This is a genomic window from Pantoea sp. Ep11b (assembly GCF_040783975.1).
Taxonomy (GTDB): Bacteria; Pseudomonadota; Gammaproteobacteria; order Enterobacterales; family Enterobacteriaceae; genus Pantoea.
On record NZ_CP160631.1, the window covers coordinates 1,603,251 to 1,617,619 of the forward strand.

The 14,369-nt window shown below is 57.6% G+C and carries 16 protein-coding genes; 7 read left to right on the forward strand and 9 right to left on the reverse strand.

What is annotated here, in order from left to right:
* Positions 1-307 precede the first annotated feature (307 nt).
* Entirely contained in the window at positions 308-1,063 is a 756-nt protein-coding gene (hutC, locus tag AB1748_RS07530; protein ID WP_128086764.1) for a histidine utilization repressor, read from the forward strand.
* Here the strand turns inward: hutC and AB1748_RS07535 are convergent.
* Positions 1,047-1,589: a HutD family protein gene (locus AB1748_RS07535; protein ID WP_367396198.1), complete on the reverse strand. Its 543-nt coding sequence runs from the start codon at positions 1,587-1,589 to the stop codon at positions 1,047-1,049. The two genes, hutC and AB1748_RS07535, sit on opposite strands and share 17 nt — an antisense overlap.
* A complete protein-coding gene (locus AB1748_RS07540) occupies positions 1,586-2,941 on the reverse strand; it encodes a formimidoylglutamate deiminase (RefSeq protein WP_367396199.1) in 1,356 nt (451 codons plus the stop codon). The genes AB1748_RS07535 and AB1748_RS07540 overlap by 4 nt, the downstream gene beginning before the upstream one ends.
* A gap of 80 nt (positions 2,942-3,021) precedes the next feature.
* Here AB1748_RS07540 and hutI point away from each other — a divergent pair, with 80 nt between their 5' ends.
* Both hutI and hutG read left to right on the forward strand, forming a co-directional pair.
* A complete protein-coding gene (gene hutI / locus AB1748_RS07545) occupies positions 3,022-4,239 on the forward strand; it encodes an imidazolonepropionase (RefSeq protein ID WP_367396200.1) in 1,218 nt (405 codons plus the stop codon).
* A complete protein-coding gene (gene hutG, locus AB1748_RS07550; RefSeq protein ID WP_367396201.1) occupies positions 4,236-5,027 on the forward strand; it encodes an N-formylglutamate deformylase in 792 nt (263 codons plus the stop codon). Before hutI ends, hutG begins: the two co-directional genes overlap by 4 nt.
* Before the next feature lie 127 nt (positions 5,028-5,154).
* Here the strand turns inward: hutG and AB1748_RS07555 are convergent, their stop codons facing one another.
* Positions 5,155-5,787 (reverse strand): flavin reductase family protein, encoded by a 633-nt coding sequence (locus AB1748_RS07555; protein WP_111140571.1) that lies wholly within the window; start codon positions 5,785-5,787, stop codon positions 5,155-5,157.
* A gap of 140 nt (positions 5,788-5,927) precedes the next feature.
* Between AB1748_RS07555 and rlmF the strand changes: the two genes are divergently transcribed.
* The gene (rlmF, locus tag AB1748_RS07560; protein ID WP_367396202.1) at positions 5,928-6,887 is read left to right on the forward strand and encodes a 23S rRNA (adenine(1618)-N(6))-methyltransferase RlmF; all 960 of its coding nucleotides are present in this window, start codon (positions 5,928-5,930) and stop codon (positions 6,885-6,887) included.
* Positions 6,888-6,948: 61 nt separating this feature from the next.
* On the opposite strand, the gene glnQ is transcribed toward rlmF, so the two are convergent.
* The 5 genes from glnQ to rhtA form a co-directional block, all read right to left on the reverse strand.
* Positions 6,949-7,671 (reverse strand): glutamine ABC transporter ATP-binding protein GlnQ, encoded by a 723-nt coding sequence (glnQ, locus tag AB1748_RS07565; RefSeq protein ID WP_111140569.1) that lies wholly within the window; start codon positions 7,669-7,671, stop codon positions 6,949-6,951.
* Positions 7,668-8,327, reverse strand: coding sequence for a glutamine ABC transporter permease GlnP (glnP, locus tag AB1748_RS07570; protein WP_111140568.1), 660 nt, complete (start codon positions 8,325-8,327; stop codon positions 7,668-7,670). Before glnP ends, glnQ begins: the two co-directional genes overlap by 4 nt.
* A gap of 77 nt (positions 8,328-8,404) precedes the next feature.
* Positions 8,405-9,151: a glutamine ABC transporter substrate-binding protein GlnH gene (glnH, locus tag AB1748_RS07575; RefSeq protein ID WP_111140567.1), complete on the reverse strand. Its 747-nt coding sequence runs from the start codon at positions 9,149-9,151 to the stop codon at positions 8,405-8,407.
* A 317-nt stretch (positions 9,152-9,468) separates the two neighbouring features.
* The gene (dps, locus tag AB1748_RS07580; RefSeq protein WP_111140566.1) at positions 9,469-9,972 is read right to left on the reverse strand and encodes a DNA starvation/stationary phase protection protein Dps; all 504 of its coding nucleotides are present in this window, start codon (positions 9,970-9,972) and stop codon (positions 9,469-9,471) included.
* Positions 9,973-10,296: 324 nt separating this feature from the next.
* The gene (gene rhtA / locus AB1748_RS07585; protein ID WP_111140565.1) at positions 10,297-11,211 is read right to left on the reverse strand and encodes a threonine/homoserine exporter RhtA; all 915 of its coding nucleotides are present in this window, start codon (positions 11,209-11,211) and stop codon (positions 10,297-10,299) included.
* 368 nt (positions 11,212-11,579) lie between these two features.
* Between rhtA and ompX the strand changes: the two genes are divergently transcribed.
* A complete protein-coding gene (ompX, locus tag AB1748_RS07590) occupies positions 11,580-12,092 on the forward strand; it encodes an outer membrane protein OmpX (protein ID WP_111140564.1) in 513 nt (170 codons plus the stop codon).
* Between the two features lie 226 nt (positions 12,093-12,318).
* On the opposite strand, the gene AB1748_RS07595 is transcribed toward ompX, so the two are convergent.
* Positions 12,319-12,510: a hypothetical protein gene (locus tag AB1748_RS07595; protein ID WP_111140563.1), complete on the reverse strand. Its 192-nt coding sequence runs from the start codon at positions 12,508-12,510 to the stop codon at positions 12,319-12,321.
* A gap of 252 nt (positions 12,511-12,762) precedes the next feature.
* Between AB1748_RS07595 and mntR the strand changes: the two genes are divergently transcribed.
* Together mntR and AB1748_RS07605 are read left to right on the forward strand one after the other, a co-directional pair.
* A complete protein-coding gene (gene mntR, locus AB1748_RS07600) occupies positions 12,763-13,221 on the forward strand; it encodes a manganese-binding transcriptional regulator MntR (RefSeq protein WP_003850512.1) in 459 nt (152 codons plus the stop codon).
* Positions 13,222-13,241: 20 nt separating this feature from the next.
* Complete coding sequence (locus AB1748_RS07605; RefSeq protein WP_293773828.1) at positions 13,242-14,351, forward strand: SLC13 family permease; 1,110 nt, start codon at positions 13,242-13,244, stop codon at positions 14,349-14,351.
* Positions 14,352-14,369: the final 18 nt, after the last annotated feature.

Consider the following 14,369-nt stretch of genomic DNA (forward strand, 5'->3'; position numbering starts at 1 on the left):
GTGTGTGCTGGCGTGGCTGAGCTGCTCTCCTTGCCCTGACCAGCGGGATAATGCGAGTGAATCATAAGCCGTCATTCCTGTCTATGCTTGTCTATACAATTAAACAGATTAAGCAAGAGGCATGCCAGACCGATCACAAAAATGGATCGCCCGGCAGCGGCGGGGAAAGGGAGGATCGCCTTGCTGGCGCTGCACGATAAGGAGGCAGACGCTGCCCTGAAAAAGGCACAGCGCCCGCTACTGGATGTATATACATTCATGCTATGAGACAGTAAACTGAACGTATTATCAGCATAAGGAACAGCACATGGTTGAGCACACGGCACTGGCACAACTGGCGGCGGCGATGAGCGACGAACCCGCGCCGATCTATCAGCGGGTCAAGCAGGCGATTATCAGTCAGATCCGCGAAGGATTATGGAAGGCGAATCAGCGCGTGCCGTCAGAGAGCGAACTGGTCAATGAGCTGGGCGTCAGCCGGATGACCATTAACCGGGCGCTGCGGGAACTCACCAGCGAAGGCTTTCTGGTGCGGATGCAGGGCGTGGGAACCTTTGTGGCGGAGATGAAGGGATATACCGCGATGCTGGAGGTGCACAATATCGCCGATGAGATCGCCCAGCGTGGTCACCAGCACAGCTGTAAAATTCTCGCTATCGGCCAGACCAAAGCCGATCCTGAGCAGGCCGCCGTGCTGGGCATGACCACCGGGCAGATGCTCTATCACTCGCTGATTGTGCACTATGAAAACGAGCTGCCGGTGCAGCTGGAGGATCGGCTGGTCAATCCACTCGTCGCGCCTGACTACCTGACGCAGGATTATCAGCAGATGACCCCTTATACCTATCTGATGCGGGTCGCCCCCCTGACCGCGGGTGAGCACATTGTTGAAGCCGTGCTGCCCGATGCGCGTCAGCGTAAACATCTGTCGCTGGATGAGCACGAACCCTGCCTGCTGATTCGGCGTCAGACGTGGAGCGACACCCGCATCGTGACCTATGCGCGGCTGCTCTATCCCGGCTCACGCTATAAGCTGCTGGGGCGCTTCAGGGGACACGGCTGAGGCGGGTAAACAGCACTCGGGCATCCGCTTCGCACGGGCTGAGGCGGGTCTCTTCATCCACCCACCACACGCCCTGCTGCGCGGTCAGCTTTTCCCCGTCCGCCGTCTGCCATCTGCCAGCCAGCACCCAGGCGACTCCGTGCAGACTCTGTACGGAGGTGGTGACCACATCCACGCTGGCCTGCCACGCATCCCGCCGCGTCATGATATTAAAATCTTCGCTGACGCCGCCCTGCAGCTGAGCCGTTAAAGCCAGTTCACCGGCAAACGCCCAGGGCTGGTGAGGGAGCAGCAGCTGCTGCACATCGGGTGCGGTCAGTAACACCGGGTCGCCGTGCAGCAGGGTAATGACCCGATCGATGCCCGGAAAGGCGGAGAAGGGGCCATCCTGCGCGAGGGTGGCGATGCTGGCGCGCCAGCCGAAGCGTTCCTCACCTGGCGGAAAAGTGACGATTTCGCGGGTCTCGCCGCCGCCGTTACGCCAGCGGCTGACCTTCAGCGCCGGATAGGCAAAGCGGGCGATCATCGCAGCACCGCCATTGCCTGAGCAAAGCGCGCCGCACATGCCGCCTGCTGCGGATGAACCCCCTCTTTGATCACCGCCTTGCCCGCGACATAGACATCCCGAATCTGGTCGCGCTGCCCGGCAAAGAGCCAGCGGTTCAGAAGCGCCGGGGAATCCACGCTGCCAAGCCAGGCCTCATCCCGCAGCACCAGCCAGTCGGCGCGCTGTCCCACCGCCAGCGTGCCCTGCCGGATCCCGCACGCCTGCGCACCGCCTGCGGCCGCCTGCTGCCACAGCAGATCACCTACCGATGGCTGGTCGGGCAGGGTAATCCGGTTACGGCGCTGGTCGCGCAGCCGCTGAGCATACTCCAGCCAGCGCAGCTCCTCCTGCGCACTCAGCGAGACGTGGCTGTCGGAGCCGATGCCCCAGCGTCCGCCCTGCGCGATATAGGCCACCGCCGGAAAGATGCCGTCACCGAGGTTAGCTTCGGTGGTCGGACAGAGACCCGCCACCGCGCCGCTGCGGGCGAGGCGGGTGCGTTCATCCTCATCCAGATGGGTGGCGTGGATCAGGCACCAGCGCGCATCCACCGCAAAGCGGTTCAGCAGCCAGGCGACCGGACGCTCGCCGCTCCACGCCAGCGAATCGTTGACCTCTTTCTGCTGCTCAGCCACATGAATATGCACCGGCAGCGCGGGATCGCTGGCCGCCAGCACCTCCCGCATCTGACTTTCACTTACCGCGCGCAGCGAATGGAAACAGAGGCCGCGATTCAGCAGCGGTCGCTGCTGCTGCCACTTCTCCAGCCTCGCCTGCTGTTGCAGATAACGATCGGTCTGCTGGATAAAGCGTTTCTGACCGGCCGTCGCGGGCTGGCTGCCAAAACCGCTGTAGCTGTAGAGCACCGGCAGCAGCGTCTGACCGATGCCTGCGATCCCGGCCGCGTCGATCAGCTGTTGCAGCATCCTGTCGTCGCTGTAAGGCGTCCCCTCGGGGTCGTGATGCAGATAGTGAAACTCCGCCACCTGGGTGTAGCCGCCTTTCAGCATTTCGATGTAGAGCAGGGCGGCGATATCCCCCACCTGTTGTGGCGTCAGGCGCTGCACCATGCGGTACATCCGGTCCCGCCAGGTCCAGAAGCTGTCCTGTGGATCGCCCGCGACTTCCGCCAGGCCCGCCATAGCGCGCTGGAAGGCGTGAGAGTGCAGGTTGGCGATCGCCGGGATCACTTCGCCGTCGAGCCGGATCGCCTGGTCCGCGTGGCTGTCCGGCGTGATCGCGTCGATAAAACCGGTCTCACTGACCGTGATCCGTACCTGCTGCTGCCATCCCGTCGCCAGCAGGGCGCGGGAAGCAAAAAAAGTCGCCATGGTTGATCCTCACTGGATGTGGTTGTATATACATATACATACTTTGAAGCAGCCTGTAAACGACGAGGCGGGAGCGCGCGATGGGAAATGAGATGCACGTAGAGACGGTGTGGACCGGGGCCGACCTGGTTACCATGCGTGACGGGAAGTACCATCTGATACCAGCGGGGGCGCTGGCGGTGCGGGCGGGCAGGCTGGTGTGGGTCGGGCCGGAGGCGGAGATGCCCGCTTTTGTCGCCGATCGGCACCATCATCTGCCGGGCGGCATCGTGACGCCGGGGCTGGTGGATTGTCACACCCATCTGGTCTTTGGTGGTGACCGCAGCCAGGAGTTTGAGCAGCGCCTGAATGGCGTCAGCTATGCGGAGATCGCCGCACAGGGCGGGGGTATCCTCTCTACCGTGCGCGCCACCCGTGCCGCCACCGAAGAGGCGCTGGTGGCGTCGGCCCGCTGGCGTCTCGATCGCCTGCTGGCGGAAGGGGTCACCACCGTGGAGATCAAATCCGGCTACGGGCTGGATGAAGAGAGCGAACTGCGGATGCTGCGGGCAATTCGCCAGCTCGGGGAGCGCGTGCCCGCCGATGTCCGGGCCACCTGTCTGGCGGCCCACGCCTTTCCGCCGGAGTTCAGAGAGGATCCGGAGGGCTGGGTCGATATTATCTGTGAGAGGCTGCTGCCGCGCGTCCAGGCGCTGGGGCTGGCGGACGCGGTAGATGCGTTCTGCGAGCACCTCGCTTTTTCGCCGCAGCAGGTAGCGCGGGTGTTTGATCGGGCAGTGGCGCTGGGGATGCCGGTGAAGCTCCATGCGGAACAGCTCTCCGCTCTGGGCGGGGCGGCGCTGGCGGCCCGCTATGGTGCACTCTCGGCGGACCATCTTGAATATGCCACCGAAGAGGACGCGCGGGCGATGGCGCAGCATGGCACTGTCGCGGTGCTGCTGCCCGGTGCCTTTTATCTGCTGCGCGAAACGCAGCGTCCGCCGGTCGATCTCTTCCGGCGCCACGGCGTGCCGATGGCGCTGGCCAGCGATGCCAACCCCGGAACCTCACCTGCGCTGTCGCTGCGCCTGATGCTGAACATGGGCTGCACCCTGTTTGGCATGACGCCGGAAGAGGCGCTGGCGGGCGTGACCCTGTGGGGCGCAAAGGCGCTGGGGCTCGCAGAGAGTCACGGCTCGCTGGAAAGGGGCAAGGTGGCAAACTTCGTTCACTGGCCGCTGGCCCGTCCGGCGGAACTGGTTTACTGGCTGGGCGGTGAACTGCCCTGTACCGTTGTCTATCGTGGAGAAATGCAATGAATCCCTTTGATTTTACCCAGGGCACGCTGCCGCTGCTGGTCAGTATCCCCCACGCCGGCACCCGGCTGACGCCGGAGGTGGAGGCGGGATTAAGTGAGGCCGCGCGCGGCTTACCCGACACCGACTGGCATATTCCGCTGCTCTACGATTTTGTCCGCGATCTGGGCGCCAGCGTCTTGATCGGTCACTACTCCCGCTTTGTGGTCGACCTTAACCGTCCGCCCGACAACCAGCCGCTCTACAGCAGCGCCACCACCGGCCTGTTTCCGGAGACGCTGTTCGACGGCACGCCGACCTTTGCGCCAGGCAAAACGCCGGATGCCACCACGCGGCAGGGCTACATCGACGGGATCTGGCAGCCTTACCATCAGCAGATGCAGCAGGAGCTGGCGCGGCTTAAGGCGCAGCACGGCTACGCGCTGCTGTTTGACGCGCACTCTATCGCCAGCGAAATTCCCCGGCTGTTTGAGGGACGGCTGCCCGACCTCAACATGGGCACCAACGATGGCGCCAGTTGCACGCCTGAAATGAGCGCGGCTATTGAGGCAGTATGTGCAGCGCAGCAGGCGTACAGCTGGGTGATCAACGGACGCTTTAAGGGCGGCTATATCACCCGCGCTTACGGCCAGCCGCAACAGCGGATCGAGGCCGTACAGCTGGAGCTGGCGCAGCTCAACTACATGGATGAGAGGCCGCCTTACGCCTGGCAGCAGGCACGGGCGGCGCAACTCCAGAAAGTGCTGAAGGCGCTGATCCACGCCATGCTGGCACAGGCGGAATCGCGCTGAATCGTGGGCGGTCCACGTTCAGGATAAGCATGCTGACTGGCAGCCGGAAGCGGGGCCGCCAGTGTCAGACATCACTGGAAAGAGGGCAGGAGAAGCGCATCGGGCCGATGCGCTTGTGGCACGAGGATTACTTAGGGCGCGCGTCCGGGCGGACCAGATCAAAGCGCTGCGCCTCGCTGATGCCGTAATAGGCGCTGGGGCCGCCCGCGCGCAGAACCGGCTCGGCTCTGGCCGTCTGGTAGATCCCCTCTTCCAGCAGCGACTCATCGATGTGGATCGCCACCGCTTCACCCAGCACCAGCCAGCTGTCGAGCGGATTGCCGCTGGCATCCTGCAGCTGAATCAGCTGTGTCAGGCGGCACTCGAAGTTCACGGGGCTTTCGGCTACCAGGCTGGCAGCGACCTGAGAAGCCGCCAGCGGCGTTAAGCCGGCAAAGGCAAACTCATCCTGGTCGGCAGGCAGTGACGCTGAGGTTTCATTCATCGCTTCAGCCAGCGAGCGGGTCGCCAGGTTCCAGACAAACTCTTTCGTTTCTGCGATATTCCTGACGCTATCCTTCCAGCCGCTGCTGGCGAAACCGATAATCGGCGGCTGATAATTAAAGCAGTTAAAGAAGCTGTAAGGGGCCAGATTGCGCTGGCCGCTGGCACTGATCGAACTGATCCAGCCTATCGGTCGTGGCCCGATAATCGCATTCAGGGGATCGTGCGGCAGACCGTGCCCGGCACGGGGTTGATAGGAATAGCGCTTGGTGGTCATAACGTCTCCGGCAGAGGATTTTATTTATCTTAGCCCGACAGCATCGCCCACGAAAACAGAAAGCGGTTAGCGGATGGTGCGGGTTTATTTTCCGTCGCCTACAGCGTATTGTACGCGCGCCTGAATAACTGAGAGAACGTATGAAAAAGTCAGCCCGCACGTCGCCTTTCCACGCCCGCAATCGCCATCAGGGTGAATACGATTTTGCCGCGTTAACCGCTGCTCATCCGCCGCTGGCGGCGAAAGTGCGGCCTAACGGTTACGGCGTGCAGTCCGTGGATTTTGCGGATCCGGACGCGGTGATGCTGCTGAATCAGGCGCTGATTAAGCTGTTTTACGATATCGACTGGCAGCTCGCACCCGGTTCACTCTGTCCGCCGGTGCCAGGCCGTGCCGACTATCTGCACTATCTTGCCGATCTGCTGGCGCTGGACAATAACGGGGTGATCCCTGCCGCAGACATACTGGATATCGGCTGCGGGGCCAACTGCATCTATCCGCTGATCGGCGCGGCGGAATATGGCTGGCGCTTCACCGGCACCGATATTGACGAGGCCGCCATTAAAGCCGCAAACCGCATTGTCGCGGCCAATCCGCGCCTGACACGGCAGATCCGCTTGCGCCGGCAGAAAAACAGCGACGCGATTCTGGCCGGCGTGGTCAGCAAGAATGAGTTTTTCAGCGCGGTGATGTCTAACCCGCCGTTCCATGCATCGGCCGAGGAGGCGGCGATGGGTACACAGCGTAAGGTGCGCAATCTCGGTCTGGATAAGAGCGCGCCGCTGAACTTTGGCGGGCAGCACAATGAGCTGTGGTATCCCGGTGGCGAAAAGGCGTTTATCGGTAAGATGATTGCCGAGAGCGTTGCGCTGGGTCGCCAGATTGGCTGGTTTACCTCGCTGGTGTCGCGCAAAGAGAACTTACCGGCGCTGGAAAAACAGCTGCAGGCGCACGATGTGGCTGAACTGCGGGTAGTGAATATGGCGCAGGGACAGAAGCAGAGCCGCTTCCTGGCGTGGAGTTTTATGCCTGCCGCCGCGCGCAGCAAACTGCTGAGTCGCACGGGAAACCCGGGGCAGCCCGGAGCAGGCAGGGTCTAACCGCCGCGTCAGGCAAATGTCGTCACTCAACAAAACGGGCCGCTTAGCGGCCCGTTTTTGATCAGGAGACGTGCTGCAGGAATTCGCGCAGACGTTCGCTGGGCGGATTACTGATCAGGCTGTCGGGGTCGCCATCTTCCGCAATCCGTCCTTTGTCGATGAAGAGCAGGCGCGAGGCCACTTTCTGTGCAAAGCCCACTTCGTGCGTCACAATCACCATCGTCATGCCTTCTTCCGCCAGATCCTGCATCACCTTCAGTACTTCATGGCGCAGCTCCGGGTCCAGCGCAGAGGTCGGCTCATCGAACAGCATCATCTTCGGCTTTACCGCCAGCGCACGGGCAATCGCCACACGCTGCTGCTGACCGCCAGAAAGTTCAGACGGGAAGTGGTGCGCCCGCTCGGCGAGACCCACTTTGCCCAGCAGCTCACGCGCCAGCTGGCGTGCCGCCTCTTTGCTGGCGCCGCGCACCCGAATCGGGCCAAACGCGACGTTATCCAGGGCGCTCATCTGAGGGAACAGGTGAAACTGCTGGAACACCATGCCCGCTTCCTGACGGATCAGGCGATCGTCTACCTTCGGATCGTTAACGTGCAGACCATCAACAATCAGGTCACCGCTGGTGATCTCTTCCAGCTTATTGATGCAGCGCAGCAGGGTTGATTTACCGGAACCGGATGGGCCGATAATCACTACCACTTCGCCCTGGTTAATCTTCAGATCGATATTGTGCAGCACCTGGGTCTGGCCAAAGTGCTTGGAAACGTTTTTAAACTCAATCACAGGATTTTCACCCTTTTCTCAATGCGGCGCAGCACAAAGCTCAGCACCAGCGTAATCACCAGATAGATAATCGCTACGGCGCTCCAGATCTCCAGTGCGCGGAAGTTGCCGGCAATGATCTCCTGACCCTGACGCGTCAGTTCAGCCACACCGATAACGATGAACAGCGAGGTATCTTTGATGCTGACAATCCACTGGTTGCCCAGCGGCGGCAGCATACGGCGCAGCGCCAGCGGCATAATCACGTAACGCAGCGTTTCGCGGCCCGACAGGCCCAGCGCCAGTCCGGCTTCACGGAAGCCCTTATTGATCGACAGCACCGCACCACGGGTAATCTCGGCAATATAGGCGCCGGAGTTGATCATGATAGTCACCACGGCCGCGGTGAAGGGGTCGATACGCAGGTCGGGGAACGCCATCGGCAGCGCAAAGTAGATGAACATTACCTGCACCACGATAGGCGTACCGCGGATAATTTCGATAAAGACCAGGGCGATATTGTTGGCAATCCAGCCACCGTAAGCGCGCGCAAAACCGGCGATCAGTCCGATGATCAGTCCACCAATCAGGCCAATGATTGAGATAATTAAGGTCAGTTTGGCGCCTTCAAGCAGCGCTGGCATGGCGGGCCAGATGACGCTCCAGTCAAACTCCATGGTGTCACTCCAGATAGGTTGCAATGGAAAAAAGCAGGGAAAAAGTTTCCCTGCCGAAAGCCGGATACAGACATTTATTATTTAGGTTCGGTGCCGAACCATTTTTTATAAAGCGTGTTGTAGGTACCGTTCTCTTTCAGGGTCTTCAGCGCGCCGTTGACCTTTTCACGTAAATCGTCGCTGCCTTTCGGGAAGGCGATGCCGTACTGCTGTGCTTCGATCGAGTCGCCTACTGCTTTAAAGCGACCTTTACCGGCGGTGTGGATGAAGTAAAGGATGTTAGGCGTATCGTGCAGCACGGCGTCGGCACGGTTTGTACCCAGCTCCATGTAGGCGCTGTCGATGTTCGGGAACTGACGCAGATCTTTAGATTTGATATGGGCTTTCGCGTATTCCACCGAGCCGGTGCCGCTTTTCACTGCCACTACTTTGCCGTCGAGATCGCTGATGCCTTTAATATCGTTTTCGTTGTTACGCACCATCACCTGCAGACCACTTTTGTAGTAGCCGTCAGAGAACGCGATTGCTTTTTTACGCTCTTCGGTGATGGTGATGCCCGCCAGCGCCAGATCGACATTGCGCGTCTGCAGTGCAGGGATGATGCCGCTGAAATCCATCGGCTTCAGGGTGTAATCGAGCTTCAGCTCTTTCGCAATGGCATCCCACAGATCCACATCGAAACCGACATATTTGTCACCCTGTTTAAATTCAAACGGAACAAAAGCGGTATCTGTTGCAACAACCAGCTTCTTTTCTGCTGCAGTCGAAGAGAGGGAGAAGGCCAGCGCCAGCGCGGCCACAGAAACGTTAAACAGTGACTTCATCATTTTTTCCTTATAAGGATCAGGCGGCAGGGCCTGCGTTTGCGGCTTGTCATATGAAAGAATTATGCCAACTTTGCAAAATCCGCGAAATCAGAGAGTTAAACAACACAGCTGACACGATTTTGCAGTTAATTCTGCCTTTGCACCATTATGGTGATCAAGTTTGGTGCAGGTGACTGTTTTGGTGCAAGCGGTAGTTTGCCTGAGATGTTAAGGCTGTGAAGCAGAGGAGGGAAGAACTGTTAACAGGGTCATAAAATGCGGTAACGCAGACGTAAAAAAGGCGGGTTTCCCCGCCTGATAGCTTCTGCTTACGCTTATTCAATGTTGGCTTCGATGAACCACAGGAATTTATCCAGGTCACGTGATGCCGCGGTGAAGATGTCAGCGGTATCTTCATCTTTGACTTCGTCGATCGCTTTGCGGGTGTCGTTAGCCACGACGCTGTAGCGGTCGGCCAGCGCTTTCAGGTGATCCTGAACGCTGTGAATATTCAGCGGATAGCTTTTCAGCGGGGTCTGGTCGTTAACCACCTGAGTCGTACCCAGTGCCACGCCGCCCAGCTGAACAACACGTTCTGCAATGGTATCCTGGTGATCGGTGATGGTGGTGCGGAAACCATCCAGCATCTCATGCACACCGATAAAGTTGGCACCGCGCATGTTCCAGTGCGCCTGCTTAGTGATCAATGACAGATCGATAAATTCGACAACCAGACGGTTCAGCACCGCAATCGTGGCTTTCTTTTCTTCATCGCTCACGTCGTTGCGGGTGTAAATCAGGTCGGAAGATTTAGTTTTAACCAATTTAGCGGTACTCATCGTTTCAGTCCTCTCTTTGATGGTTGTCCTAATCAAGTACCGGATAAGTATAGCAGCGCTTTTCGGTTTTGCAGGAACGGCTTCAACGATGACTGAAATAGCGTATTTCTTTACTCAGGACGCTGCGGAATCCGTAGGGTTAACTATTTGTTAAAATATAATAGCCTGTTTTATGTAATCAAATCAAAGCGTTATATTTAGTTGTCGCGTAAGAGTAAATGTCTGTTTCAAATAGAAAAAGTCGTTGAGGATGCAGAGGCGGGAATAATTCTCATGATAATCATGATTGTTATTCAGCCCATCGGGGGGATGGGCTGAAAGGCGTTATTGAGGTTTATCGTCTGATAATTCAACGCTGTTTAACTGGCTCTTTTTGGGTCGCATCGTCAGCGTTGATCCGGCCGACGCGGCAATGATCGCCAGCAGGGCAAGCCACTGCAGCGCAGTCAGGGTCTCACCCAGAAAGAGCATACCTGAAAAGGCGGCCATCGCCGGCTCCAGGCTCATCAGCGTGCCAAAGATACGCGCCGGTAAGCGGGTCAGTGCAATCATCTCCAGAGAGTAGGGGATGGCACTGGAGAGCAGAGCAATCAGCAGGGCGAGCGGCATGACTTCCCACTGCCAGAGGCCACTTTCTGCGAAAAACACGCCCAGCGGCACAAAAATCACCGAAGCGATCAGTGAACCGAGGGCGACCGTGGCCGGGCCATGCTCTGCGCCCGCCCGCTGACCTGCCAGAATATAAACCGCCCAGCAGGCACCGGCGCCGACGGCCAGCGCCGCGCCCAGCGGATCGATTGCCGTCATATCGGAGCCAAACGGCAGCAGAAACCATAAACCCGCCACAGCGAGCAGCACCCAGATGAAATCCAGCGGCCGGCGCGACCCAAACAGCGCCAGCGCCAGCGGGCCGGTAAATTCCAGCCCGACGGCAACACCCAGCGGCACGGTGCGGATCGCCAGATAGAACATAAAGTTCATTCCACCTAATGCCACGCCATACATCAGCAGCGGCAGACGCTGTTCCCGCCGGAAGTGCAGACGCCAGGGTTTGAAGATGACGCAGAGAATCAGGGTGCCAAAGGTCAGACGCAGCGCGGTAATGCCGGTGGCCCCGACGGCGGGAAAGAGGCTTTTCGCCAGCGACGCGCCACCCTGAAGCGACAGCATCGCGATCAGCAGTACGGCCACAGGCATCACTATCGGGGTAAGATTTTTAGAAGCGGGAGAGGCAGACATCCTGTGTACTTTTCCTGGTCATCAACATAGTGAGAGAGCCAGTGTAAAGGAAATAACGAACAAAAAATCACAGTTTTGCGTTTTAAATTTGCGTTAACTGTACGATTTTTAGTCAGGATCAGGGCCATCAAGGTAAAGAAATGTCAGGATTTTTTAGGAATTTACTTAAAGCACGAAATGAGCACAAAATGATTGTTGCAGGAAGATGACGGATTTTATAAGAAAAATGAATGACATAGGATGTCGCATTAACTTCCTGTTACACCAAACATTCCATTAGACAACAAAATCCGGGCAGAGTTTCTCGCTATTTTTTGTTATATTTTTAGCGTTGTCAGGAGAGAAGTACTTTCACATTTGAGGTGGTTATGAAAAAAATTGCATGTCTTTCAGCATTAGCCTGTGTACTGGCAGTATCTGCAGGTTCAGCAATGGCACAGAGCACCGTAACTGGTGGCTATGCTCAGAGCGACTATCAGGGCGTGGCTAACAAAGCTAACGGCTTCAACCTGAAATACCGCTACGAAGACGGTTCTAACCCACTGGGCTGGATCGGTTCATTCACCTACACCGAAAAAGATCGCACTGACGCTGGCGTATACAACAAAGGTCAGTACTACGGTGTGACGGGTGGTCCTGCTTACCGTCTGAACGACTGGGCAAGCATCTACGGTGTTGTAGGTATCGGCTACGGTAAATTCCAGCAGAACGATACTGCATCACGCGCTAAAACTGATTCAAGCGACGTAGGCTTCTCTTACGGCGCAGGCCTGCAGTTCAACCCAATCGAAAACGTTGCACTGGATGTGGGCTACGAGCAGAGCCGTATCCGCAGCGTCGACGTGGGTACCTGGATTGCTGGCGTAGGTTACAGCTTCTAATCTTAGCTGACCTGCCAGAAAACGGCCCCTTGCGGGCCGTTTTTTATTGCCTGCAATTTATGTCCGCCTCTGGCGCGCACCGCTTTTTCCCTGTGCTACCTCAACGTACTTTTTGGACGTGACTGTGCCGCCGCTGAACGCGTTACCTTGTGCACTGAGAAAGAAATCTGAGAATGAGAAAGAAGAGGGGCCTCTCAGCCAGGGGCTGAAAGGCGCTGAATCATGCTTAGCCGCGCCAGATCAGATTCTGACAGCGGGGGTCGGCAGGCTTATGGCCCAGCAGTTTTTCAATCAACATCAGACGCAGTGTAAAGGGGGAACGCGTCAGCAGGCAGAGCCAGGATTTCATCTCTGTGGATGTTTTCTTCTCCATCTGGAAGCATTTGCTGCAATCCAGGCAACATTTCAGGGTGCTCATAGAATCACCTCCCAATCATTGTCGACGCAATCGTCAGCAGCCGGGGTGAGAGACATGCTCAACACCATTGTTACCGGGGATCCCGCAGGATCGTCGTTTTGCTGCTTACATTATCATCAAATATAGCACTGGCTATATCCCTTAGCCAAGGCTAATGACGAAAAATTTGAGCTTCTTTGCGGCTGGTTTACAATAAGCGCAGCTAAATCCGTACAGCCGCAGTCGTACGGAAAATAATAATGAGGAAACTTAATGAGTCGTCGTGCTAAGAGCGTGGTTTCTGCGCCGAAAGGACCACTGAAAGATATTGAAGAGCATGTCGAAGGGTTTCGGCAGGTGCGCGAAGCGCATCGTCGCGAGTTAATTGATGACTACGTTGAGTTAATCTCTGATTTAATTGGCGAATTTGGCGAAGCGCGTCAGGTTGATATGGCGGCCCGTCTGGGCGTTTCGCAGCCTACCGTAGCAAAAATGCTGAAACGGCTTGGCAGCGCCGGGCTGGTTGAGCAGGTGCCTTACCGCGGCGTCTTTCTGACCAGTGAAGGCGAAAAGCTGGCGGAAGAGAGTCGCGCCCGTCACCATATTGTGGAAAGTTTTCTGCTGGCGTTGGGCATCAGCCCTGAAACGGCCCGACGCGATTCAGAAGGTATTGAACATCACGTCAGTGATGAAACTCTGGCTGTATTTAAGAAATTCTCCGAAACCCGCTAACGCTAAGGCGTACCCTCATCATGCCTCAACTGCTTCGATCTTTTTTGCATGACTCAATTTTGCATTTATTAATCGTGATTGGTGTTGTTCTGGCATGTCTGGCGGATTTTCGCTGGGCTGATCTGCCGGGCGCCGTAGACTGGCACACCATTATTACGCTCACCGGCCTGTTAATTCTGACTAAGGGGCTGGAAACCAGCGGCTATTTTGATGTGCTGGGAAGCCGGCTCATTGCACGTTTCCGTCACGAACGGGCGCTGGCACTGTTTATGGTGCTGGCGGCGGCGCTGCTCTCTACCTTTCTGACCAACGACGTGGCGCTGTTTATCCTGGTGCCGTTAACGCTGACGCTGCGCAAGTTTTCGCATCTGCCGATTTCGCGTCTGATCATCTTTGAAGCGCTGGCGGTGAATGCCGGATCGCTGCTGACACCGGTCGGCAATCCGCAGAATATCCTGTTATGGAGCCACGGCAAACTCAGCGTGATCGCGTTTATCGTGCAGATGCTGCCGCTGGCCGTCTGGCTGCTGCTGAGTCTGGTGGTGTTGACCTGGTTCAGCTTTTCAAAGCGTTCGATTGATAAACATGAGAACCCGGAACAGCCTCAGTGGCAGAAACCGCTGTTTATCGTCAGCGTGGCTCTCTATCTGCTGTTTATCGCCGGACTGGAGCTCGAAATCACAGGCTGGATCCTGCTGCTGATTCTGGCCACTTTCCTGGTGATGGCCCGTCCGGTGCTGATGCGCATCGACTGGAGTCTGCTGGCGGTGTTTATCGCCATGTTTATCGATGTCTTCCTGCTGACGCGCCTGCCGGTGATGCAGGCTCATTTTGATGCGGTGTCACACTTTGGTCAGGGACAACTCTACCTGCTGGCGATTGGCCTGTCGCAGGTGATCAGTAATGTGCCCGCGACCATTCTGCTACTGCAAAAAGTGCCGCCAACGGATCTGCTTGCCTGGGCGGTTAACATTGGTGGTTTCGGTCTGCTGCCGGGATCGCTCGCGAATCTGATCGCCCTGCGAATGGCGAAAGATCGGGCCGTCTGGTGGCGCTTCCATCTCTTTTCCCTTCCTCTGCTGGCCTGGTCAATGGCCAGCGGCTGGCTGCTGCTGCGGCTGCTCAATTAGCACTGACACGTCCTGCCA